Source organism: Asanoa ferruginea (assembly GCF_003387075.1).
GTDB classification, from domain to species: domain Bacteria; phylum Actinomycetota; class Actinomycetes; order Mycobacteriales; family Micromonosporaceae; genus Asanoa; species Asanoa ferruginea.
Map to the genome: position 1 here is coordinate 1,555,078 of NZ_QUMQ01000001.1, position 21,812 is coordinate 1,576,889.

Genomic DNA, 21,812 nt, shown 5'->3' on the forward strand with positions numbered 1-21,812 from the left:
GGGCTGCGGCGGGCCCAGCCGCCGCCTGGAACCACGCCGGTCATCACCGCGAGACAGACCCTTGCGATTGCCCTTATGATCGCGCGGTGCTAGCGGCCCCGGAAGTCACCCTGCGCCGCTTGGCGCCGTTCGACCCCCGCGGCAACCTGGCCTCCTGGTATGCGACCGGCTTCGTCGTGCTGGTCGCCGCCGTGGTCCGGTTCACCGGGCTGTCGCGGCCCGAGGGCAAGCTGTTCGACGAGACCTACTACGCCAAAGACGGGTGGGGGCTGCTCACCAAGGGCGTCGAGTGGAACTACACCGACAACGTGCCCGCCTACGTGGTGCACCCGCCGCTCGGTAAGTGGCTGATCGCGCTGGGCGAGTGGGCGTTCGGCTACTACGACGACGGCGGCAACCAACGGGCCGTCGGCCACCTGGTCAACGCCGCCCCCGAGTTCGGCTGGCGGTTCCCGGTCGCCGTGGCCGGCACGGTGTCGGTGCTGCTGATGGTGCGGATCGCCCGACGGCTGTTCGGCTCGACCGTGCTGGGCTGCGCGGCCGGCCTGCTGCTCGCCCTCGACGGCTTCCACCTGGTGCTGTCGCGGATCGCGCTGCTCGACATGTTCCTGCTGCTGTTCGTGCTCGCCACGTTCGGCGCCCTGCTCGTCGACCGCGACGCCAGGCGACGCGCCTGGCTGGAGACGATCACGGCCGGCACCGCGGCACCGGCCGGCGTACCCTGGTGGCGCCTGTTCGCAGCGGTGCTGTTCGGCTGCGCCGTCGCCACCAAGTGGAGCGCGCTGTTCTTCCTGCCGGTCTTCCTGCTGCTGGTGCTCTGGTGGGACGCCGGCGCCCGGCGCTCGGTCGGGGTCGACCGCCCCTGGCGGGCCACGCTCCGCCAGGAAAGCGGCTGGCTGGTCATCTGCGGCGTCGTGATCGTCGCGGTCTACCTGGCGTCGTGGTCGGGCTGGCTGCTCACCGACGACGGCTACTTCCGGCACTACCGGGCCGCCAACGGCCAGTCGGAACTGCCGATCATCGGCGCGCTCCAGAACCTCTGGCACTACCACCACGAGGCGTTCAACTTCCATTCCACGCTCCAGACCAAGCACCCGAGCCAGTCGTGGCCGTGGCAGTGGTTGCTGCTCGGCAAGCCGGTGACGATCCACCTGGCCTACCCCGGTGCGCCCTGGGGTCAGGCACCGGTCTCCGAGATCATCCTGCTCGGCACCCCGCTGCTCTGGTGGTCGTTCCTGCCCGCACTGGTGGCGACCACCTGGCTGGGCATCGCCCGACGCGACTGGCGGGCCGGCGCGATCCTGCTGATCTCCGCGGCCGGCCTGCTGCCCTGGTTCTACTACGCCGTCGACGCGCACCGGGTGATGTTCTCGTTCTACACCGCCCCGGCCCTGCCGTTCTTCGTGCTCGCGGTGGTCTACGTGCTCGGCGCGATGATCGGCCCACCCGGCGAGGAACACGGCGACCGTCGCCTGATCGGTTCGGTGGCCGCGGCCGCGTACGTCGTGCTGGTGATCCTCTGCTTCGCCTACTTCTACCAGCTCTTCGTCGGCGAGTTCCTGCCCTACGCCGACTGGGCGAAGCGGATGTGGCTCGGCAACCGCTGGAACCCGTAACTGTCCGATCCCCGTCCGCAACTTCCCTGCGCGACGATGCGTGTTGATCCCGATCGGCCAACCACAAGGGACGGCCGCCATCGGGGAGGATGCGGGGACGGTGGTTTCCTTGCGAGACGGGGGCGATCTCGAACTGGTGCCCGGCTTCGGGCCGCCAGGCCAGACCAGCTTCGAAGAGTTCTATTCGGCGCACTTCCAGGCGCTGACCATCCAGCTGTACGCGTACACGCGTGATCTGGCCGGTGCGCAGGACATCGCGCAGGAAGCGTTCTGTCGGGCGCTGGCCCGGTGGAAGCGGTTGGCCGACTACGACGACCCGTCTGCCTGGGTGCGCCGGGTCGCCTGGAACCTGGTCACCAGCCGGTGGCGCAAGACCCGCACGGCCGCGCTGTTCCTGCGCCAGCAGCGCCTGGCCCACGTCGCCGAGCCGAGCCCGGACCGGGTGGCGCTGGCCCACGCGCTGGCCACCCTGAAGCCGGACCACCGTCGCGCGGTGATCCTGCACTACCTCGCCGACCTGCCGATCGCTGAGATCGCTCGGCAAGAGGGCGTTTCGGAGAACACCGTGAAGTCGTGGCTGCATCGCGCCCGGACCGCACTCGCCACCCAGCTCAGCGAAGAGGAGGCGGACCGTGCCTGACTTCGACGACGACCCGCGTCTGGCCCAGGCGTTCGCCGCGTTGCGCCGCGAGGTGGCGCCCTACGTCACCGCGCCCGGCAGCGCTGCGGCCTACGTCTCGGTCCGGCACCGGCGCCGGGTCGGTGCGGCGGCCATCACCACCGCCGCGGTGCTGCTGGTCGGCGGCCCCGCGGTCGGCTTCGCGGCGGCGAACAACGACGCCGTCCCGACTCCGCCACCGGTCGTGGTGACGCAGACCCCGACGCCGGCCCACCCGGCGCCGGCCACACCCACGCCGACTCCGACGAAGCCCACCGCGACCAAGGCGCCGAGCGTGCCCCGGGTGACGGGCAAGGTGTTCTACCTGACCCTGGACGGCAAGCTCTATCTCGACGGCCGCGGCTACCCGGGCGACTTTCTCAGCCTCAACGTGTCACCCAACGGCAAGAAGGTGACCTGGGTCGAAGACGGCAACCTGATGATGTCGGACGTGAACGGCCGCAACCGCCGCACCGTGCATCTCGATGTCGACAACATGTGCAACGAGCCGGTCTGGTCCGGCGACTCGACCCGCCTGCTGATCACCCAGGTCCTACCCGGCGGCAACTTCCTCGGCGTGCTCTACCTGGCCGGTGGCGCGGGCGACGACCTCGGCGCTCCCAAAGGCTGCCACTACCGCTGGTCGGCCGACGGCAGTCGGCTCGGCTACCTGCACGGCGACGTCCACGGGGTCACGGTCCAGGATCTCGATGGAGGCGACAAGGTGACGTTGAGGTCCGCCGATATCGGCGGAGGGCTCTACGTCAGCCTGATGGGAATCTCGGCCGACGGCGGCCGGGTGTGCGTCGGCACCGCACCCCCGAACGGCAACGGCGGCGACGCCGCGCGGAGCATTGGCTGCGACACCGTCATCGACGTCCGCTCGAAGAAGAGCGTCCACCTGCCGGTCAAGGGCGAGTTGCGCAGCGCGGTGTTCCTCGCCGACGGCGGCATGCTGGCCCGCATCCGGACCAACCGAGGTTCGGAGTTGGTGCGGCTGGACAAGCACGACCGGGTGATCGCCCGGAGCGTCGAATCGGCCGCCAACGCCAACCGGATACTGCTCGCCTACACGCCCAACTAGCCCCTGCCGGGCGCGGTCACGGCCAACGGGATCGCGCCCATCAGGGACCAGTCGTGGCCGATGTCGGCCGCGCAGCGCAGCAGCAACGGCAGGTATTCCTCGGTCAGCCGCTCCACCGAGGTCTCGGCCGCGTGCACGGTCACGTTGATCGCCGCGACCACCGCTCCGTCGCCGTCGCGGACGCTGGTCGCCACCGAACGGATGCCGGGTGCCAGGTCCTGGTCGGCCAGCGCCCAGCCCTTGGCCCGCACCTCGCGAAGCTGGCGGTCGAGCTCGTCACGGGCCGGCCGCCAGCGCGCCGTGATGCCGGACCGGGTCGGCTCGGCCAACACCGCGGCCAGCGATTCGGGCGGCAGGGCGGCGAGCAGCACCTTGCCCATCGACGTGGGTGGCGCCGGGAAGCGGGTGCCGATGGTGACCGCCAGGGTCACGATCTTCGGCACCGCCACCCGGGCCACGTAGACGATGTCGCTGCCGTCGAGCTGGGCCATCGAGGTCGACTCGTTGGTCTGCGCGACCAGCCGTTCCATGTGCGGTCGGGCGACGTCCCACATGCTCAGCGAGTTGACGTAGGCCATGCCCAGCTCGAGCACCCGCGGCGTCAGGGCGTAGCCCCGGTCGGCGGCCCGCACGTAGCCGAGTTCTTCGAGGGTCAGCAGGATCCGCCGCACCGTGGGCCGGGCCAGCCCGGTCGCGCCGGCGAGATCGCTCAGCGTGCGCACGGGCTGCCCGGCCGGGAACGAACGGAGGACGTCGAGCCCGCGGGCCAGCGCTTCGATGAAGTCAGGTCCGGACTCGCGTGGCATTTCTCAATGCTTCCATTGCGCCGAGCCGGCGTCGTAGTCGGTGTAGGTGTAGGGGTTGTCGGTCACCTTGGTCTCCGGCACGTCGGGGTTCATCCCCTTGGCCCAGGCCTCCTCGCCCATGTCGCCGACGAGATAGTCGACGGTGCGGCCGATCGCGGCGCGGGCGGCGGCCAGGTCGACGTCGACCAGCCGGCCGTCACGCTTGACGATGCGACCGTTGACCACGACCGTGTCGACGTCGCCGCGCTGCGCCTGGAACGCGACGTGGCCGTAGGGGTGCAGCACCGGGAACATCACCGGCGAGTGGTCGTTTTTGATCAGCACCACGTCGGCCTTCTTGCCCGGCTCGAGGCTGCCGACGGCCGAGTCGAGACCCAGCGCGCGAGCGCCGCCGATGGTCGCCCAGTCGACGACCTGCTCCGCACGGAGGTGGCAGTGGGTGACCGTTTCGGCGTCCTTGTGCGCCTCCATGTGCTCCCGGGACCGGTCGGCGCCGAGCGTCGAGCGCATCGCCGAGAACAGGTCGCCGCTCCACCAGACGCTCGTGTCCATCGACAGCGAGACCGGGATGTCGTGGTGCCGGAGCTGCCAGGTGGGCGGGTAGCCCTGGCCGGCGCTCTGCTCGCTCTCCGTCGAGACCGAGACCGAGCCGCCGGTCGCCGCGATCCGGTTGTAGGAGTCGCGGGTCAGCGTCGCGGCGTGCACGTAGATCGACTGCGGCGTCATGAAGCCGTTCTCGTGCATGAGCCGGATGCCGTCGTCGTTGGTCGCGCCCCAGACACCGGCGTGGGTGGTCACCGGCGCGCCCAGCTCGCGGGCCACCTCGAAGGCCGCCTTCTCCGGGAAGGCCGGATCGCCGGTCACGTCGAACGCCATCTGGAAGCCCAGCATGTCGCCCTTGCCGTGCAGCCGGCGGTTGACGAAGTCGCGGAACTCCGGCGCCGCCGACCACTCCCACGGGCCCTGCTGGATGTTGCCGTAGGCGAGCACGAACCGGCCGGGCACCGCCTCGAGCGCGTCGACCGCGGCGTCGGCGTGGTCGATCGTCTGGAGGCCGTGTGACCAGTCGACCGTGGTGGTGACGCCGGCGTCGAGCGCCTCGATCGCGCCGAGCAGGTTGCCCGCGTAGATGTCTTCCGGCCGGAAGCGCTTGCCGGACTCTAGGTAGTACCAGACGAAGTATTGGGTCAGGGTCCAGTCGGCGCCGTAGCCCCGCATCGCGGTCTGCCACAGGTGCCGGTGGGTGTCGATCATGCCGGGCATGATGATGCCGCCGGTGGCGTCGATCTCGACAGTGCCCTCGGGCGCGGTCAGGCCGGCGCCGATCTCGGCAATCTTGTCGTCCACCACGAGCACGTCCGCATCCCGCAGCACGGTGTGGTGGTTATCCATCGTCAGCACAAGGCCGTTGCGAAACAGCACGCTCATCGCCGTCACTCCTATCGGACACTAGTCCGCCTAGCGGCCAGCCAGTCTCGAACGTCGCGATTGTGAGCCCGCTCACCGGCCGCCGTCAAGACGTTAGCATTGCTCGGTGGTTGCGAACTGAGCCATTTAATGACCAAGATAAAGGTGTACGGACGCCCGTCCGCTCAGCGGACATTCAGCAAGGGAGCTAGCGAGTGGCGGAGAATACCGGGCCCCTGAAGGGCATCCTGGTTGCCGACTTCTCCCGGATCCTCGCCGGTCCCTACGCGACCATGTTGCTCGCCGACCTGGGCGCCGACGTGATCAAGGTCGAAGGCCCGGGCGGCGACGACACCCGCACCTGGATGCCACCGGTGCGCGACGGGGTCGCGACCTACTACCTGGGCATCAACCGCAACAAGCGGTCGATCGCACTCGACCTGCGCTCACCCGACGACCTGGCCGCCGCCCAGGAGCTCGCGCGGCGGGCCGACGTGATGATCGAAAACTTCAAGCCCGGCGGCCTCGCCCGGTTCGGGCTCGACTACGACACGGTCGCCGCCGGCAACGAGGGCATCGTCTACGCCTCGATCAGCGGCTTCGGCTCGGGCGCGGGCGCGTCGATCCCGGGCTACGACCTGATGGTGCAGGCGATCTCCGGGCTGATGAGCCTCACCGGCGATCCCGACGGGCCGCCCTACCGGGCCGGCATCTCGGTCTTCGACGTGATGGCCGGCCTGCACGCCAACATCGGCATCCTGGCCGCCCTGCACCACCGCGCGGCTTCCGGGCGCGGCCAACACGTCGAGGTCAACCTGCTCTCGTCGGCCTTGTCGGGCCTGGTCAACCACAGCAGTGCGGTGGTCGCCGGTGACACCGTGCCGTTCCGGATGGGCAACGCCCACCCCAGCCTGTTCCCCTACGAGCCGCTGCCGACCGCCGACGGCGAGCTGATCGTGATCGCCGGCAACGACGGGCAGTTCCGCAAGCTCTGCCAGGTGCTCGGCCTCCCGGAGTTGGTCGACGACCCGCGGTTCGGGCGCAACCAGGACCGCACCGCCAACCGCGAGGCGCTGCGCCCGCTGCTGGTCGAGGTGCTGCGCACCCGCACAAAGGACGAGTGGTTCCGCGACCTGCTGGCCGCCGGCATCCCGTGCGCGCCGATCAACACCCTTGACGGCGGCGTCGCGTACGCCAATGAGCTCGGTCTTGATCCGGTGGTCGAGGTTGGCGCGGGCGACGAAGCGGTGCCGAGCGTGCGCAACCCGATCACCTTCTCGGCGACACCCACGCGCTACGAGCTGCCGCCGCCGGGGCTCGACCAACACGGGGAGGAGATCCGCGCATGGCTGAAGAGCTGAGGTTTCCGACTGGTCTCGGCACGTCCGACGCCGACACCATCTCCCTGCTGGGTCAGGATCTCGCCGCCGACCTGATGGGCAAGGTCGGCTTCGGCGAGCTGGCCTTCTGGCTGGTAACCAAGCGCCGCCCGACGCCGAGCGAGACGCGCGTGTTCGAGACGGTCCTGGTCTCGCTGGCCGACCACGGGTTCACCCCGACCGCCATCGCTGCCCGGCTGACCTACCTGAGCGCGCCCGAGTCGATCCAGGGCGCGCTGGCGGCCGGCTTGCTCGGCGGCGGCTCCCGCTTCCTCGGCGTGACCGAAGACTGCGGCCGGTTCCTGGCGGAGACGTTGCGCGACGCCCCAGCGGATGTCGACTTCGACGAGTTGGCCCGCACCGCGATCACCGAGGCGCGCGCGGCCAAGCGATTCGTCCCCGGTCTCGGCCACCCCGTGCACAAGGTGCAGGATCCGCGTACCCCCGTGTTGATCGGCATCGCCCGGGAAGAGGGCCTGGAAGGCCCGCACCTGAAGCTGTTCCAGGCGATCGGCCGCGTGCACCCGGAGATCCTGGGTCGTACGCTGCCGCTCAACGGCGCCGGCGTCGCCGGTGCCGCGCTGGCCGACCTCGGGCTGCCGGTCGACCTGCTGCGCGGCTTCGCGCTGCTGGCCCGCGCCGCCGGCCTGCTCGGCCACCTGGCCGAGGAAAAGAGCGCACCGCTCGGCATGGACATCTACACCACGGTTGACCGCCACGCCCGGTATGTCCCGCCGGGCCAAGACTGAAGAGGAGCGAACATGGCCAAAGTCGTCGCGGTCATCGCCTCCACACATCACCCGTTCTACTACCGCGCGAGCACCGCGACCGGTGCCGACCGGCCGCCGTTCGCCGACGAGTGGACGAGCAAGATCCTGGCCTTCCGGGAGACGCTGACCCGGGCCAACCCCGACGTGCTGGTGATGGTCGGCTCCGACCACTTCCACCAGCTCTGGCTCGACAACATGCCGCAGTTCCTGGTCGGCAAGGCGCCGTTCTACGACGCCAACTGGTATAACGAGGAACGCGAGTTCGGCCTGCCGAAGATGCTGCTCCGCGGCCAGGAAGACCTGTCGTCCTACATCCTGCGCGAGGGCCTCGACGCCGGCTTCGACCTGGCGTTCAGCAACGAGCTGCGGATCGACCACAGCATCACCTGCCCGATCATCACGCTGCGGCCCGAGGCCGACCTGCCGATCGTGCCGATCTACACCAACATCTTCGCGCCGCCGCTGCCCCAGCCGAAGCGCTTCGTCCAACTCGGACAGACGATCCGCGAGCTGGTCGAGTCGTGGCCGAGCGACCTGCGGGTCGCCGTGATCGGCACCGGCCACCTCTCGCTGGAGCTGGGCGGCCCGCGGCAGTTCGGCCCGCACGGCCCCGATCCGGAGTTCGACCGGCGCGCGGTCGAGTGGATCGCAAGCGGCGACCTCGACGGCTGCCTGTCCGAAGTCACGCTGGACAGCCTGCACGCACCCGGAAACGCGACACACGGCTTCATGGACTTCATGCTGATGATGGGCGTGGCGGGCGCCGGCGCCAAGGCCGACTACGTCGACTCCCTCGACCTGTTCCACACCATGGAGGCCTACTTCACCTGGTATCCGAACGGAGCGCCGGCGGCATGAGTCGTTACTTGATCGACAAGTTCCTCTACACCGTCGACCGCGACCCCGACCTGGTGGAGCGCTACCGCGACGACCCGGTCGGCACGGTCACCTGGTGGGAGGCCGAGCGGGCCAACTCGGTGCTCAACTGCCACACCGGCGAGGCCAGCACCTGGCTGCGCTTCGACGACACGGAGCGCACCGCACTGTCCACACACGACTATGTGAAGCTCTTCGAGCTGGGTGCCCACCCGTTCCTCACGCTGACGCTGTTCATCGCGATGTTCGAGCGGGACCACGCGGAGCCGCTGGCCTTCCAGAAGCAATACGCGGCCCGGCTCGCCCACTTTGACCTGCCCTACCCCGACATCGCGACATGAGCACGATGCGCGCCGCCGTCGTCGACCCCGCGGGCCAGCCGCCGCGGGTGATCGACCGTGCCCTTCCGCCGGCCGGCGAAGGTGAGGTCCGGGTCACCGTCACCGCGGCTCCGATCACCCCGCTCGACCTGCTCTGCGCGTCGGGCACCTCCTACTTCGGCGTGCCGGCCTGCCCCTACGTGCCGGGCGTGCAGGGTGTCGGCCGGCTCGACGACGGCACCCCGGTCTGGTTCCCCACCGACGCCGGCATGAAGCCGGGCGACGGCAGCATGGCCGAGCACGCGGTGGTGCCCGCCGCCGACCTGGCCCGGCTGCCGGAAAACGTCGACCACCGGCTGGTCGCGGCCCTGGGCCTGTCGGCCGTCGCGGCCTGGAACGCCCTGCTCGAGCGCGGTGAGTTGGCCGCCGGCGAGCAGGTGCTGGTGCTCGGCGCGGGCGGCGTGGTCGGCCAGGCGGCGATCCAGATCGCGAAGCTGCACGGCGCCCGCCGGGTGATCGCGGCGGCCCGTTCGTCCGCCGCGCAGGAACGCGCGCACCAGGCCGGTGCCGACTCGGTGGTCGCGGTCTACGAGCAAGACGACGTCATGTCGCTCGCCCGGCGGCTCGGCGACGCCGCCGACGGCCCGGTCGACCTGGTGCTCGACCCGCTCTTCGGCGTCGCGGCCGCGGCCGCGCTGCGCACCCTGCGGATCGGCGGCCGGCTGGTCAACCTGGGCAGCGCGGCGGCGGAGACGGCGCCGTTCGACTCGGCGACCCTGCGCAGCCGGTCGCTGCGGGTGCTCGGCTACACCAACAACGAGCTCACGGCGGCGCAGAAGGCGGTGACGGTCAGCGAGATCGCCGACCACGTCGCCGCCGGGCGGTTACGCACCGCCTACGAGGCGGTTCCGCTGGAAGCGGCCGCCGAAGCCTGGCAACGCCAGGCCACGGGCACCATCCAGGGCCGGATCGTCTTGACGGTCTAGCCCAGGGATGCGGCCGGGCCGTCTCCCCCGTTCGGCCCGGCCGCATCCCACCCGAGATCTCAGCGAGCGAACGGAAAGCCGCCTTCGAAGAAGTCGAGGGCCGCCAACATCCGCTCCAGGGAAAACTTGAAGTCGTCGTGCATCGCGCCCATTACGGTGCCCACGACCGCACCGGCGAACGCGCGGCTCTCCAGGTCGTCTGGCGGCCGGTTGGCCCGGGCGGCGACGCCCTCGGCGAGCAGGGCGATCGTTCGCTGCAACTCGTCGAGTTGGGCGGCGCGCAACTCCGGGACCGTGCGGATCAGGTGCTGCCGGGCCATCTCCCGCTCGAACTGCTCCGGCGCCATGTTGTTGAACACGTGCTCCATCGAGCGCCGCAACGCGGTGAGCACGGGCACCTCGGCCGGCTGGTTGAGGAACTCACGGATCATGATCGGGTCGTAGTCGTCGACCAGGACGAGTTGTTCCTTCGACGGGAAATAGCGGAAGAACGTGCTGGGCGAGATGTCGGCGGCTTCCGCGATCTGCTCGACCGTGGTCTCGCCATAGCCCTTCTCGGCGAACAGACGCATGGCCTGGTCGCGGATGGTGGCCCGGGTCCGCAGCTTCTTGCGCTCGCGGAGCCCGAGCCCCAACTCTGGTTCAGCCGACATGTAGCGATTCTGTCACCGGCGCCGGACCGACCACCGGTTCCGGCGCCGCCTCCAGCGTCGACGGCGCGGCGGGCCGGCGCGGCAGCAGCCAGAACGCGACCGCCGCGGCCAGCGCGCAGATCGCCACGCAGACCCAGAGTGTCTGGTTCATCCCGCTGACGAAGGCCGTGCGTACGGTGTCCAGCAAGCCCAGATCGCCGCGTTGCCCGGCGACCGCGACGCCGGCCGAGACGCTGTCGGAGACGGGGCGCACCGCGGCGTCGCCCAGGCCCGCCTGGTAGCCGGCGTTGAGCACGGTGCCGAGCACGGCGACGCCGATGGTGCCGCCGGCCTGGCGCAGCGCCTGCACGACCGCGGAGCCGGAGCCGGCCCGCTCGACCGACAGCGCGTCCATCGCCGCGGCCATCGTGACCGGCATGACCATGCCCATCCCGGCGCCGAGCACGGTGATCCAGGTGGCGGTCCACCCGTACCCCGTCTCGACCGTGGTCATCGCACCGAGCCCGAGCGCGATAGCGAGCAGCACGAAGCCGGCACCGACCAGCGGACCAGAGCCCACGCTCCGCACGGCGCGACCGGCGACCCGGGTGCCGACCAGCAGCCCGCCGATCATCGGCAACAGCCGCAGGCCGGTGCCGAGCGAACTCTCGCCGTTGACCGCCTGGAGGAACTGCGGCACCAGGAACAGCAGGCCGAACATCGCGAAGTTGACGACCGTGGCGAGCGTGGAGCCGAGGGTGAAGCCCCGACTGCGGAACAGCTTCAGATCGATCAACGGGTACGCCACCCGGCGTTGCCACGCGACGAACAGCGCCAGCAGGGCGAGCCCGGCCGCGATCAGCCCCCAGTCGGCGAGGTCGGACCAGCCGTCGTCGCCGATCCGGATGAAGCCGTAGGTCAGCCCGAGCAGCCCCGCGGAGGAGAGCAGGATGCCCGGCACGTCGGCCGGCCGCGAGTGGTTGCTGCGCGACTCGGGCACGAACAGCGCGACCGCCAGGATGCCGATGATCACCAGCGGCACGTTGATCAGGAAGATCGAGCCCCACCAGAAGTGCTCGAGCATCCAGCCGCCCACGATCGGGCCGAGCGGCAGGCCGATCGCGGTCGAGGTGACCCAGATGGTGAGCGCCCGGCCCCGCTCGCGACTGTCCGGGAACAGCACCGGCAGGACCGCCATCGACAGCGGCATCATGATCGCCGCACCGAGGCCGAGGGCGGCCCGAGCGCCGATCAGCAGTTCGGCGCTGCCGGCGTAGGCGCAGAGGGCCGAGGCGGCGCCGAAGAGCACCAGCGCGGCGAGCAGGAAGCGCTTGCGGCCGAACCGGTCACCGAGCGAGCCGGCCGGCAGCAGCACGGCCGCGAGAACCAGCGTGTAGGCGGACGCGAACCACTGGAGCTGGGCGTTCGAGGCACCCAGGTCGACGGAAAGGGTCGGCAGGGCAACGGTCAGAACCGTTGTGTCGAGCCCGATGGTGAGCATCGCGATGGCCAGCGCACCAAGCGCTAGCCATCGGCTGGAACGAGACGTCGGCACTATCAACCCCCGGAATGTAGAAGCTAATCTCAAGTGAGAGTAGCTCCTACTTTCCAGAGACTGTCAAGTTGTGGTGTCTCTCAGTTTCCTCTCAGGCTGCCGACACCCGCGGGGTCCGCCACGCGGCAGCGGGGTCGTCGATCTCGACGATCTCGCGGCCGAGCGGCCAGAACGCGGCCGGAACCAGCTTGAAGTTGGCGATCCCGAAGGGGATGCCGATGATCGTCAGACACTGCGCGATGCCCTGGACGATGTGCGTCAGCGCGAGCCACCAGCCGGCGACGACGGCCCAGATCACGTTGCCAACGTCGGACGCGACGCCCGATGTCGGCTTCGTGACCAGAGTGCGGCCGAAGGGCCAGAGTGAATAGTTGGCCAGCCGCAGCGCGGCGACGCCGAACGGAATCGTGATGATGAGGGCGAAACAGATCAACGCCGCCAGCCCGTAGACCAGGGCCAGCACGATTCCGCTACCGAAGATCAGCCAGAGGACGTTCAGAATAAAGCGGATCATCCTCTCATCATGAACCCTGTACGCCACCCTCCGGACGGGCATAGATACCTGCGCATTGCTCGATGCGGTAGTAAGGTCCGGACATGTCGGATGCACCGCCGCCGATCAAGCGCACGTCCACTGTGGATGATGCTGCCCTGCCGGCCTTCGATGACGAGGAGCGGCCCGCGCGGGTGCTCACCGGGCGCGTCGGCTGGGGCGTTGCGGTCGTCGCGTGCGCGGTCGCCGTGTTCGTGCTGGTGCAGGTCTTCCGGCCGTTGCCGCAGGGCAGCCAGTACTACCTGATCATTTTCCTGGCCGGCACGCTGCCGCTGATATTCCTGGCCTACCGCAGCGGCATCCCGATGCCGGCCCGCTGGCGGCCCGCGACCGACCGGCCGACGGTCGTCGACTGGGTGCTCGCGGTGGTCACCGTCGGGGTCTGCCTCTACCCCGTGCTCTTCGGCTACAACGCCTTCCTCGACCGGCAGGGCCTGCTCGAGCCCACCGACATCGCGATGGGCGCCGTGTTGCTGGTGCTGGTGGTCGAGGCCTGCCGGCGTACCACCGGCTGGGTCCTCCCCGTTGTCTGCCTGCTGTTCCTGGCCTACGGCTACTACGGTGGCCTGCTGCCACAGACCTGGTCGATCGCCCACGCGGGGCTCGACTTCGACCAGATCGTCGACGCGCTATACAACTCCGGCAGCGGCTTCTACGGCACCCCACTAGACGTCGCCGCGTCCTACGTCGTGCTGTTCACCATCTACGGCGCCGTGCTCGACCTCTCCGGCGCCGGGCGGTTCTTCGTCGACCTGTCGGTCGCCGCGTTCCGCCGCTCCCGCAGCGCCGCCGGCCGCACGGCGGTGGCCTCCGGCTTCCTGCTCGGCACAGTCTCCGGCTCGGGCACGGCGACGGCCGTCAGCGTCGGCGCGGTGACCTGGCCGATCCTGCGGCGGGCCGGCTACCCACCGGAACAGGCCGGCGGGATGCTGGCGGCGGCCGGCGTCGGCGCGATCCTGTCACCGCCCACCCTGGGCGCCGCCGCGTTCATCGTCGCCGAATACCTCGACGTCTCCTACCTGGTGGTCCTCGGCTGGGCGATGATCCCCACCGTCCTCTACTACCTGGGCATCCTGCTCGCGGTCGAGATCGACGCCCGCCGGTTCCGGGTCCGCGCGGTCGACCTCGACGTCCCCTCGGTGTGGCGGCTGCTGGCCCGGTTCGGCTACCACTTCTCCTCGCTGGTCGCGATCGTCGTCCTGCTCGCGGTCGGGGTCACCGCGACCAGAGCGGTGGTCTACGCGACCGGCCTCGCCTTCCTGCTGTCTTTCCTGGACCGCCAGGCGTGGCTGACACCGCGCCGGCTGTTCGAGGCACTCGCGGCCGGCGTACGCGGCGTGCTGCCGGTGGCGGCGGTCTGCGCGGCCGCCGGCATCATCACGGCGACCACCACGAAGACCGGTCTGGGCGCCCAACTCGCGTCGCTGCTGGTCCGCACGGCCGACGCACTGGCCGACAACCGCACGGCGGTGCTGGCTCTGACCGTGGTCTTCGCCGCGCTGGCGCTCTCGTTGCTCGGCCTGGCGGTGCCGGTCACCGCCTCGTTCATCATCGGCTGGGTGATCATCGGGCCGGCCCTGCTGGCCCTCGACGTCTCGGCGCCGGCGGCGGCCATGTTCGTCTTCTACTACTCGGTGCTCTCCGAGGTCACCCCACCCACCGCACTGGCCGCCGTGGGCGCGGCCGCGATCACCGGCGGGCGCACGGTGGCCACGATGTGGCAGGCACTGAAATACGCCCTACCGGCGTTCCTGGTGCCGGTCGCCTTCGTACTCACCGACCCGGGCGAATACCTGCTGGCCCGCGGCCCGTGGCTAGGCATCGTCTGGACCACCATCGCCGCCTGCGCCGCGGTCGCCGCGCTGGCGGTGGCGACGGGCGGCTGGCTGCTCGGCGTGGGCCGGGCCACCGCGGTCCCACGGGTCCTGGCCGCGCTGGCCGGCCTACTCCTGCTCTACCTGCACCCAGCGACCATCTCAATCGCGGCGGTCCTGCTGCTGATCACCGCAGCCCTGGTCTGGTCGCACCGCCGCGCGTCAGCCGGGGCGGCAACCGCCGACCCGGCAGCAGCCGACCCCGCACGGCGCCACCCGCCAGCGACCAACCCCGCACCAGACGACACGCCACCGACCAACCCGGCACCCGCCGACCCGGCAGCAGCCGACCCCGCACGGCGCCACCCGCCAGCGACCAACCCCGCACGAGACGACACGCCACCGACCAACCCGGCACCCGCCGACCCGGCAGCGGCCGACCCCACACGAGACGACACGCCAGCGACCGACCCGGCAGCCGCCGACCCAATGGCAGCCGACGCGTCGGCCGCCGACCACGCTGCTGCCGACGCGGCAGCGGCTGGTCCGCGACCCGTGGGGCGCCAATGGCAGCAGAGCAAGGCGGCGCCGGCCGAGACGTCCGCGCCCACCGACGCCGCGCCGGCCGGCACCGCAGCCGCCCGGCCCCGGGTGGGGCGTGGACGGCAGCAGAGCAAGGCATCGGAGACCGAGACGTCCGTACCGCCAGCCACGGAAGAGGAGTCCACATGAGACGATCGGCCAGGATCTGCGCCGCCGCCCTTGTCGTCGGCCTTGGTGTCGCGCTTGCCGGCTGCGGCGGGCGGCAGGATGTCGCCGGCACTGACACCGGCGGCGATGTGAGTTGCGAGGTCGCCAACGAGACCCGGATCGGCATCGCGACCGGTAACTCCACCGGGGTCTACTTCGCGCTCGGCAACGCCTACGCCGCGCAGCTCTCCGATGCCACCAACGGGAAGATCAAGGGGACCGCGGCGGAGACCGGCGCGTCCGTGCAGAACATCCAGCAACTGGTGGGCGGCACCTACCAGCTCGCCTTCTCGCTGGCCGACACCGCTGCCGATGCGGTGCAGGGCAAGGGGAGCTTCACCGGGCCGCAGCCGGTGCGGGCGCTGGCGCGGATCTACACCAACTACACCCAGGTGATCGCCCGCAAGGACGCCGGCATCACGTCCGTCGCCGACATGCGCGGCAAGGCCGTCTCGACCGGGTCGCCGCGGTCCGGCACCGAGGTGATCGCCAACCGGCTGCTCCAGTCGGCCGGCCTCGACCCCGCCAAAGACGTCAAGGCGCAGCGGCTCGACCTCCAGAAGACCGTCGACGGCATGAAGGACGGCTCGATCGACGCGCTCTTCTGGTCGGGCGGCCTGCCCACGCCCGGCATCACCGACCTGTTCACCACCGCCAAGGACCAGGTGGCCTTCGTCGACATCAGCCCGCTGCTGCCGGAGATGAACAAGATCAGTCCGGCGTACGAAGAAGGCGCGATCCCGGCCGCCACCTACGCCCTGCCGGCCGACGCCAAGACCATCGTGGTGCCGAACCTGCTGCTGGTGAAGGAAGACCTGGATGCCAACGTGGCGTGCGCGCTGATCAAGGCGCTCTTCGACCGCAAGCCGCAACTGGAGCAGGCCAACGCGGCCGCCAAGGAGATCAGCCTCGACAAGGCCCGCCAGACCGACCCGGTCGAGTTGCACCGGGGCGCCGACAAGGCGTTAACCGACCTCGGCGCCAAATAGCCCAGACGCGAAGACGCCGTCCGGGTCGTAGGCCCGGACGGCCGCGCGCAGCCGGTCGGCGTTGGTGCCGTAGTAGGCCCGGGTCGGGTTGTCGAGCGACGGGTCCGGGAAGTTGGGGTAGACGCCGCCGGTGCCGAACGGGTGGGTCAGCTGCCACGAGCGGTCGAGCCAGTCGCGCGCCGCGATCCGCTCGTCGGCACCCGCGTCGGCGTCGACGGCCACCGCCTGCTTGAGCAGGAAGCGTTCGTGGCGATGTGGGAACGCGGTCGCGCCCGGCGCGACCCGGTCGTAGGCACCGGCCCACGGGGTGAAGTCGAGCTCGCGCTCTTCGCCCGCCCGCCGGTCGGTGGTCAGCAACGCGATCAGCGCCGCCTGGGTGTCGCCGTCGAGCGGCTGGGCGAAGAACTCCGACCGGCTGTGCGCGTGCGCGTCGGGCCGGGGCGGCACGCCGTGCACGTCGAGTTCGGCCAGCAGGCGCTTGGTGTCGCGGTGTGGTGCCCGCTGGTGGGTCTGCGTCGCCGCCGGCTCGCCGACCCGGTCGACGAACTCTTCGAGCAGCGCGACGTCGGCCGCCTCGGTGCCGTGGGCCGCGCCGAAGAAGCTGGTCACCGGCATCAGCGCCGGGTCGGCGGCGGTCGACACGACCAGGCTGGCGGCCATCGTCTCGGGTGCCGCGGGCGCCCAGGTCTGCCAGGCCGCGAGCACGGCCGGGAGGTGCTCGGGCTCCCAGGTGAAGTGGAACGAGGTCATCGCCGGCGCCGGCACCGACGCGAAGAGCAGCGAGGTGACCACGCCGATCGTGCCGTTGCCGCCGCCGCGCAGCGCCCAGAAGAGCTCCGGCTCGAGCTCGTCGTCGCAGTCGACGATCCGGCCGTCGGCGAGCACCACCCTGGCCGCCCGCAGCGCGTCGCTGGTCAGGCCGTGCGCCCGGCCCAGCACACCGAGGCCGCCGCCGAGGGTGAGCCCGGCGACGCCGACCGCCGGGCCGCAACCGGCCGGGATCGTCACGCCGGCCGGGGCGAGCGCGTCGTAGATCTCGCCCAGCCGCGCGCCGGCGCCGACCCGCACCAGCGGGCCACCGGAGCCGTTGGCATTGACGTCCAACAAGGACACTCCGTTGATCCGGCTCAGGTCGAGCACCATGCCCTCGGTCGACGAGGTGCCCTCGAAGGAGTGGCCACCGCCGCGGATCGCGATCGGCACGCCGGCCGACCGGGCGAAGGCGAGCGCGACCACCACGTCGGCGTCGGCCGCGCACTGCACGACCGCCTGCGGGCGCACGTGGTGGAAGCGGGCGATGGCGGGCCGGCGGGCTGTCTCATATCCGGCATCAGCGGGCAGCACCACCTCACCCCTGATGTGGTTGCGCAACGCCGACCAGTCGGGCTCCACGGTCACCTCCGGATGCGGCGGCACATCAACTGAGCAGGGCCAGCGCGACCTTCACCGGTAGCTTCTCGATGAGAGCATCGAAGGTGGTCTCGCCACGGCACCACCGCCGGAACATACGCCAACCGGGCGGGCTCGCCAAGACCGCATGGAACGCCCAGGGGCGCTTGGTAAAAGTCGCCATCAACCGCCGCCCGGCCCGCATTTCGGCACCAAGCGCCGCCTCGATCGCGGCCGGATAGCCGTCGAGATCGCCGGTGCCGGCGTGCCGCCCGGCGATCGCGCCGGACCGGGTGGCGTAGCTGATCCCCTCGCGGGTCCACGGTTCGAGCAGTCCGGCAGCGTCGCCGGCGACGATCACCCGGCCGCGGCGCAGCGGCGATTCCGGCGCCCGCACCCGGGTCAGGTGGCCGGAGTCCTCAACCGGTTCGATGCCGTCGAGCCCGAGCCGGCTGACGAACGAGCGCAGATAGCCGCGGGTCTGGTCGCCGCTGCCGCGGGCCGCGATGACGCCGACGGTCAGCGTGTCGCCTTTCGGGAAGACCCAGCCGTAGGAGCCGGGGATCGGGCCCCAGTCGAGCAGCACCTTGCCCCGCCACTGTGGACGGAGCGCGGCGGAGGCCGGCAGCTCGACTTCGAGGCCGAGGTCGACCTGGCTGTATTCGACGCCGACGTGCCGCGCGGTGACGCCAGACGAGCCGTCGGCGCCGACCACGGTCGCCGCGCGCACCTCGGAGCCGTCGGCGAGGCGCAGGCGTACGCCGTCGGAATCCTGGTCGATGCCCCGCACCCCGACGCCTTGGCGCACCTCGGCGCCGGCGTCGGCCGCCGCGGCTCGCAGCCGGTCGTCGAACTCGCTGCGCCGCACCATCGCGAGCACCGGCCCGTCGTGCGTGGTGCGGACGAACTCGCGCCGCCCGTCGAGGGTGACCACCATCGTGGCGGTGTGGTCGGCGGCGGGGATGTCGATGCGGCTGTCGACCTGGCCGATGCTGGTGCCGATCAGGCCGCCGCCGCAGGTCTTGTAGCGCGGATGCACCGCCTTCTCCACGACCAGCGTGCGCGCGCCCGCCCGGGCCGCCTCATAGGCGGCGGACAGCCCGGCCGGGCCCCCGCCCACGATCGCCACGTCCCACGCCGTCATGATCGAAAATTCTAGCCGGCCGTCGCGCGGGCGATCCGGGCACCGACCCGGCGCAGGTGGTCGACCAGTTCGGCCGGCTCGTGCACGGTGAAGTCGCAGCCCAGCCCGGTCAGCCGGAACGCCAGCCAGTCGACGGTGTCGGCCGGGCTGGTCCAGCGGCAGGCGCCGTCGGCGAGCGGCTCCAGGAGGCCGGCGTGGTCGCCGAGCCGGGTGGCCGCCGCGGCGGCCGGGAGCTGCAACGTCGCGATCGCGGCATACACCGGCGCCAGGTCGTGCAACTGGCTGGTGACGAACGCGGCGGCGTCGGCGCTGGGCAGGTCGCGCGCGGGCACGCGTACCCCTGTTGATTTGGTGTTGTCGATCCGGTCCGCGCGGAACGTGCGCCAGTCGTGCCGCTCGTTGTCGTAGGCGACCAGATACCACCGGCGGTTGGTGACCACCAGGCGATGCGGCTCGACCAGCCGCTGGGTGGCGATGCCGTCCTGGTCGCGGTAGTCGAAGTTGACCCGCTCGTTGCTCGCGGCCGCGGCGGCCAGCGCGGTGAGCTGCTCGGGGTCGACCAGCGCGGCCTCGGTCGGCGCGGTGGCGGTGGTCAGCACGCCGACCCGTTGCCGCAACCGGGTCGGCAACACCTGCTGGAGCTTGGCGAGCGCGCGCACCGAGGCGTCGGCGATGCCGGCGACCGGCTGGCGGGCGGTGGTGCGCAGCCCGACCGCGATCGCCACCGCCTCGTCGTCGTCGAGCAGCAGTGGCGGCATCGCCGCACCGGCGGAGAGCCGGTAGCCGCCGCCCGCGCCCATCGTCGCCTCGACGGGGTAGCCCAACTCGCGCAGCCGCTCGATGTCGCGCCGCACGGTGCGCTGGCTGACCCCGAGACGCTCGGCGAGCTCGCTGCCCGGCCACTCGCGTGGGGTCTGGAGCAGGGATAACAGCCGCAAAAGTCGACCTGGCGTGTCGGTCACGGCACATATCATGCCCTATCAAGTAGGACTGATGCTGACCTACTTTGACCGTAGCGTGGAAGCATGACCAACGTCGCACCAGAGGGTTATCACACAATCACCCCATGGCTCATCAACCGCGAGGCCGGAAAACTCATCGATTTCCTCGTGACGGTCTTCGACGGCGTCGAACTCGGCCGGATGGAGGTCGACGGCGTCATCGGCCACGCCGAGGTGCGGATCGGCGACTCGGTGGTGATGCTCTTCGACAGCCGCCCGCACTGGCCGGCCACGCCGGGGTTCCTGCGGCTCTACGTCGCTGACGACGCCGAGGTGCTGCGCCGCGCGGTCGGGCAGGGGTCCACCGTGGTCACGGAGCCGACCGAACTGTTCTTCGGCGACCGGGTCAGCCGCTTCCGCGACCCGTTCGGCAACCTGTGGTGGATCCACCAGCGCCTCGTCGACGTGACTCCGGAACAGGCCGCGGAACGCTTGCAGGACCCGACATTCATCAAGGCGATGGCGTACGTCGCGGGCGCCGAACTGATCGCCACAGGGCCGCCCACTGCTCCGCGGTGAGGTCGCGCGGCAGGGCGTTCGCCGGCACCCGGTGGGTGCGCAGCCAGTCGCGCGCGACCGGGGCCGGCACGCCGGCCGAGCGGGTCAGGATCTCTCGCAGGCCATAGCCGCGACCGGTGAACACGGTCTGCACGAACCGCTGGTAGGGGTCTCGTTCGGCGACCAGCGGCGTGGGCCGGCGGTGCACGACGAGCAGCCCGCCGTCGACGGTCGGCACGGGTCGGAAGGCGCGCTTGTCGACTCGGGAGTGAACCTCGAACGCGAACCACGGCCAGACCCGCGCGGTGAGCAGGCTGGCACCACCGATCCCGGCCCGGCGGCGGGCCACCTCCCACTGCACCAGCAGCACGGCGGTCTGCCAGTGGGGTGCGGCGAGCAGCCAGCGCAGCGTCGAGGTGGTGATGTGGAACGGCACGTTGCCGACCACCACCCGCGGCGTGCCGCTGATCCGATGGAACAGAACGTCCTCGTTGAGCACCATGACGTGCCTCGGGGTCTGTTCGGCGAGGCGTTTGGCCCGGCGCGGGTCGAGCTCGACGGCGGTGATCGGCCGGCCGAGCCGGCTCAGCGGCCGGGTCAGCGCGCCGTCGCCGGGGCCGATCTCCAGGATCGGGCCCTCGGTGGCGGCGACGATCCGCTCGATGTCGGCGATGACCGACCGGTCGACAAGAAAGTTCTGGCCCAGCTCGTGGCGCCCGAATTGGCGAGACATGCGCGTGCTCCGCGGGATCGGATTCGGAGCCGGGCAGCACGAAGGGCCGCACCGGCAGGAGACCGGACGCGGCGGAGCTGAGAAAGAGAGTTTCGGATCAGCTCGCCGCTAGGCGATGCGGATCCGGATGTTCAGTGCTCCCATACGCCAAAACATAACAGCGCGGGCAACCGGATTTCAGAGCACGCGCCGCAGCCACTCCTCGACGCCGGCGATGTGCACGGTGGCCCAGGAGCGGGCCAGGTCGGGCTGGCGGGTGGAGATCGCGTCGACGATCGCCTGGTGCTGCTCGCGGGTGCGCGCGGCGGCACCCTCCTGGGTGAGGCCGCGCCAGATGCGGGCCCGCATGGTCGGCCCGGAGAGCCCCTCGACCAGCGAGGCGAGCACCGCGTTGTCGGCGCCGATCGCGATCTGCCGGTGGAACTCGATGTCGTTGGCGACCAGCGCCTCGATCGTCGGCTCGTCACCCAGGTCGTCGAGCACGAGTTGGAGCTTGTCGATGTCGTCGTCGAGCATCCGGTCGGCGGCCAGCGCGGCGGCGGCCGGCTCCAGGATGCGGCGCACCTCGAAGAACTGGAGCACGGTGTCGTCGCGGTGGAAGTCGACGACGAAGCTGAGCGCGTCGAGCAACAGGTTGGGCTCGAGGCTGGTCACGTAGGTGCCGTCGCCCTGCCGCACGTCGAGCACCCGGATCATCGACAGCGCCCGCACCGCCTCGCGCAGCGAGTTGCGCGACAGGCCCAGCCGGTCGGCGAGATCGGCCTCCTTGGGCAACCGGTCACCCGGGCCCAGCTCGCCGGACATGATCATGCCCTTGATCTTGTCGATCGCCTCGTCGGTCAGTGCCATCCG

21 protein-coding genes are annotated in these 21,812 nt (G+C 70.9%); 11 read left to right on the forward strand and 10 right to left on the reverse strand.

Going from position 1 to position 21,812, the window contains the following annotated elements; all coding sequences use genetic code 11:
* Positions 1–86 precede the first annotated feature (86 nt).
* The 3 genes from DFJ67_RS07615 (at position 87) to DFJ67_RS07625 (ending at position 3,358) form a co-directional block, all read left to right on the forward strand.
* Positions 87–1,616 carry a dolichyl-phosphate-mannose--protein mannosyltransferase gene (locus tag DFJ67_RS07615; RefSeq protein ID WP_239097033.1) on the forward strand — a complete coding sequence of 510 codons (1,530 nt, stop codon included), beginning with the start codon at positions 87–89 and terminating at the stop codon, positions 1,614–1,616.
* Between the two features lie 109 nt (positions 1,617–1,725).
* The gene (locus DFJ67_RS07620; RefSeq protein WP_203783272.1) at positions 1,726–2,256 is read left to right on the forward strand and encodes an RNA polymerase sigma factor; all 531 of its coding nucleotides are present in this window, start codon (positions 1,726–1,728) and stop codon (positions 2,254–2,256) included.
* A complete protein-coding gene (locus DFJ67_RS07625) occupies positions 2,249–3,358 on the forward strand; it encodes a TolB-like translocation protein (protein WP_116067235.1) in 1,110 nt (369 codons plus the stop codon). The genes DFJ67_RS07620 and DFJ67_RS07625 overlap by 8 nt, the downstream gene beginning before the upstream one ends.
* Here DFJ67_RS07625 and DFJ67_RS07630 read toward each other — a convergent pair.
* Both DFJ67_RS07630 and DFJ67_RS07635 read right to left on the reverse strand, forming a co-directional pair.
* A complete protein-coding gene (locus DFJ67_RS07630) occupies positions 3,355–4,164 on the reverse strand; it encodes an IclR family transcriptional regulator domain-containing protein (protein WP_116067236.1) in 810 nt (269 codons plus the stop codon). The genes DFJ67_RS07625 and DFJ67_RS07630 overlap by 4 nt on opposite strands.
* A 3-nt stretch (positions 4,165–4,167) precedes the next feature.
* Entirely contained in the window at positions 4,168–5,592 is a 1,425-nt protein-coding gene (locus tag DFJ67_RS07635; protein ID WP_116075812.1) for an amidohydrolase family protein, read from the reverse strand.
* Between the two features lie 194 nt (positions 5,593–5,786).
* Here DFJ67_RS07635 and DFJ67_RS07640 point away from each other — a divergent pair, with 194 nt between their 5' ends.
* Genes DFJ67_RS07640 through DFJ67_RS07660 form a run of 5 tightly spaced genes read left to right on the forward strand, consistent with a single transcriptional unit; the run spans position 5,787 to position 9,902 of the window.
* Positions 5,787–6,932, forward strand: coding sequence for a CaiB/BaiF CoA transferase family protein (locus DFJ67_RS07640; RefSeq protein WP_239097034.1), 1,146 nt, complete (start codon positions 5,787–5,789; stop codon positions 6,930–6,932).
* On the forward strand, positions 6,917–7,699 hold the full coding sequence (locus tag DFJ67_RS07645; protein ID WP_116075814.1) for a citryl-CoA lyase: 783 nt from the start codon (positions 6,917–6,919) through the stop codon (positions 7,697–7,699). Before DFJ67_RS07640 ends, DFJ67_RS07645 begins: the two co-directional genes overlap by 16 nt.
* A 12-nt stretch (positions 7,700–7,711) precedes the next feature.
* Positions 7,712–8,578 (forward strand): DODA-type extradiol aromatic ring-opening family dioxygenase, encoded by an 867-nt coding sequence (locus DFJ67_RS07650; protein WP_116067237.1) that lies wholly within the window; start codon positions 7,712–7,714, stop codon positions 8,576–8,578.
* A complete protein-coding gene (locus tag DFJ67_RS07655) occupies positions 8,575–8,937 on the forward strand; it encodes a hypothetical protein (RefSeq protein ID WP_116067238.1) in 363 nt (120 codons plus the stop codon). The genes DFJ67_RS07650 and DFJ67_RS07655 overlap by 4 nt, the downstream gene beginning before the upstream one ends.
* Complete coding sequence (locus DFJ67_RS07660) at positions 8,934–9,902, forward strand: quinone oxidoreductase family protein (protein WP_239097035.1); 969 nt, start codon at positions 8,934–8,936, stop codon at positions 9,900–9,902. The genes DFJ67_RS07655 and DFJ67_RS07660 overlap by 4 nt, the downstream gene beginning before the upstream one ends.
* Before the next feature lie 59 nt (positions 9,903–9,961).
* On the opposite strand, the gene DFJ67_RS07665 is transcribed toward DFJ67_RS07660, so the two are convergent.
* The 3 genes from DFJ67_RS07665 to DFJ67_RS07675 all read right to left on the reverse strand — a co-directional run bounded on the left by DFJ67_RS07665 (position 9,962) and on the right by DFJ67_RS07675 (position 12,603).
* Positions 9,962–10,555, reverse strand: a complete 594-nt coding sequence (locus DFJ67_RS07665) for an acyl-CoA-like ligand-binding transcription factor (RefSeq protein WP_116067239.1) — start codon at positions 10,553–10,555, stop codon at positions 9,962–9,964.
* Positions 10,545–12,089 carry an MFS transporter gene (locus DFJ67_RS07670; RefSeq protein WP_203783273.1) on the reverse strand — a complete coding sequence of 515 codons (1,545 nt, stop codon included), beginning with the start codon at positions 12,087–12,089 and terminating at the stop codon, positions 10,545–10,547. The genes DFJ67_RS07665 and DFJ67_RS07670 overlap by 11 nt, the downstream gene beginning before the upstream one ends.
* Before the next feature lie 91 nt (positions 12,090–12,180).
* A complete protein-coding gene (locus DFJ67_RS07675) occupies positions 12,181–12,603 on the reverse strand; it encodes a YccF domain-containing protein (protein WP_116067240.1) in 423 nt (140 codons plus the stop codon).
* 83 nt (positions 12,604–12,686) lie between these two features.
* On the opposite strand from DFJ67_RS07675, the gene DFJ67_RS07680 reads away from it, so the two are divergent.
* Both DFJ67_RS07680 and DFJ67_RS07685 read left to right on the forward strand, forming a co-directional pair.
* Complete coding sequence (locus DFJ67_RS07680; RefSeq protein ID WP_116067241.1) at positions 12,687–15,188, forward strand: TRAP transporter permease; 2,502 nt, start codon at positions 12,687–12,689, stop codon at positions 15,186–15,188.
* Entirely contained in the window at positions 15,185–16,195 is a 1,011-nt protein-coding gene (locus DFJ67_RS07685; protein ID WP_116067242.1) for a TAXI family TRAP transporter solute-binding subunit, read from the forward strand. The genes DFJ67_RS07680 and DFJ67_RS07685 overlap by 4 nt, the downstream gene beginning before the upstream one ends.
* On the opposite strand, the gene DFJ67_RS07690 is transcribed toward DFJ67_RS07685, so the two are convergent.
* The 3 genes from DFJ67_RS07690 to DFJ67_RS07700 are packed head-to-tail and all read right to left on the reverse strand — an operon-like array spanning position 16,172 to position 19,690.
* A complete protein-coding gene (locus DFJ67_RS07690; RefSeq protein WP_203783275.1) occupies positions 16,172–17,593 on the reverse strand; it encodes an FAD-binding oxidoreductase in 1,422 nt (473 codons plus the stop codon). The genes DFJ67_RS07685 and DFJ67_RS07690 overlap by 24 nt on opposite strands.
* 19 nt (positions 17,594–17,612) lie before the next feature.
* Entirely contained in the window at positions 17,613–18,728 is a 1,116-nt protein-coding gene (locus DFJ67_RS07695) for a geranylgeranyl reductase family protein (RefSeq protein ID WP_116067243.1), read from the reverse strand.
* An 11-nt stretch (positions 18,729–18,739) separates the two neighbouring features.
* The gene (locus tag DFJ67_RS07700; protein WP_116067244.1) at positions 18,740–19,690 is read right to left on the reverse strand and encodes a helix-turn-helix transcriptional regulator; all 951 of its coding nucleotides are present in this window, start codon (positions 19,688–19,690) and stop codon (positions 18,740–18,742) included.
* A 63-nt stretch (positions 19,691–19,753) separates the two neighbouring features.
* Here DFJ67_RS07700 and DFJ67_RS07705 point away from each other — a divergent pair, with 63 nt between their 5' ends.
* On the forward strand, positions 19,754–20,248 hold the full coding sequence (locus DFJ67_RS07705; protein ID WP_116067245.1) for a VOC family protein: 495 nt from the start codon (positions 19,754–19,756) through the stop codon (positions 20,246–20,248).
* Here the strand turns inward: DFJ67_RS07705 and erm are convergent.
* Positions 20,181–20,960: a 23S ribosomal RNA methyltransferase Erm gene (gene erm / locus DFJ67_RS07710; RefSeq protein WP_116067246.1), complete on the reverse strand. Its 780-nt coding sequence runs from the start codon at positions 20,958–20,960 to the stop codon at positions 20,181–20,183. The two genes, DFJ67_RS07705 and erm, sit on opposite strands and share 68 nt — an antisense overlap.
* Positions 20,961–21,137: 177 nt before the next feature.
* Positions 21,138–21,809 carry a FadR/GntR family transcriptional regulator gene (locus DFJ67_RS07715; RefSeq protein WP_116067247.1) on the reverse strand — a complete coding sequence of 224 codons (672 nt, stop codon included), beginning with the start codon at positions 21,807–21,809 and terminating at the stop codon, positions 21,138–21,140.
* Between the last annotated feature and the right edge of the window lie 3 nt (positions 21,810–21,812).